The sequence below is a fragment of the Arthrobacter sp. Y3225116 genome (genome assembly GCF_059091245.1).
Map to the genome: position 1 here is coordinate 1 of NZ_JBNHGL010000446.1, position 1,192 is coordinate 1,192.

Sequence of the window (1,192 nt, forward strand, 5' to 3'; positions counted from 1 at the left end):
CGGCGTCGACGGCGACGCCGGCCCCGGACGGCGACGACAATGCCGCGTCCAGCGCCTGGCGCAGGTTGGACCCCACGGTGAACAGCGACCCGCCGATGCGCGCCCGGGCCGGGTCCCGTTCCCCGGGCGGCAGCCACCCCGCGGGTGCGCCGTCGTCGTCGGTCAACAACAGCCAGCCCTCCCGGGACGCCTCGCCGACCCTGTCCGCGGTGGCGGTGCGGGCAGGCAGCAGCGGCAGCCCGTGCGCGCTGTTGAAGGACAGCGAGCGGAAGCCGCGGTCCCGGCCGACGAAGCCGGCGACAAAGTCGTCCACCGGCGCCCGCAGGACCTCCTCGGGCGGGGCGAACTGGGCCAGCCGGCCGCCGGTGGCGAAGACGGCCAGCTTGTCGCCGAGGAGGGCCGCTTCGTCGATATCGTGCGTGACGAAGACGATGGTTTTCGCCAGCTGCTGTTGCAGCCGCAGCAGTTCCTGCTGCAGCTCGGCGCGGACCACCGGGTCCACCGCGCTGAACGGCTCGTCCATGAGCAGGATCGGCGGGTCCGCCGCGAGTGCCCGCGCCACTCCGACGCGCTGCTGCTGGCCGCCGGAGAGTTGGGCCGGATACCTGCCGCCCAGCTCCCGGGACAGCCCGACGACGGCGAGCAGCTCCTCGGCCCGATTGCGGGCCGCGGCCCGGCGGACTCCGTTCAGCCGCGGCACGGTGGCGATGTTGTCCAGCACCGTGCGGTGCGGCAGCAGCCCGGCAGCTTGCATGACGTAGCCCATGGACCGGCGCAGGGCCGCTGCGGGCCGGTCGGAGACGTCGTGGCCGTCCACGAGGACGGACCCGGAGGTTGGCTCCACCATCCGGTTGATCATCCGCAGCGAGGTGGTCTTGCCGCAGCCAGAAGGGCCCACGAAGACGGTGATCGCGCCGCGGTCGATGTCCAGCGTCAGGTCCTGGACCGCCGCCTGTCCCGCGTAGGTCTTCGTGACTGCGCGGAACTGCACCATGGGGCCGGCTCCGGCCTCTGCGACGGCGGCCGGCAGCTCATCCGGCCGAACGGCCGGCCTCGTGGGCTCGGGCATGCTGAACCTTCCGTGGGGGGGGGCCTGCGCGGCCGGCAGGCCCACAGGTGCTGGCACCGAGTCTAGTCAACGGTGCGGCCCGCGAGCACCCGCTCAGCCCCTGCCGCGATGGTCCTTGGCCTG

At 73.7% G+C, this 1,192-nt stretch carries 1 protein-coding gene; it reads right to left on the bottom strand.

Annotated elements, in window-relative coordinates; genetic code table 11:
- Window positions 1-994: ABC transporter ATP-binding protein (locus tag AC5RV2_RS18185; protein ID WP_494093491.1), on the bottom strand; the 994-nt coding region annotated here is incomplete at its 3' end.
- Window positions 995-1,192: the final 198 nt, after the last annotated feature.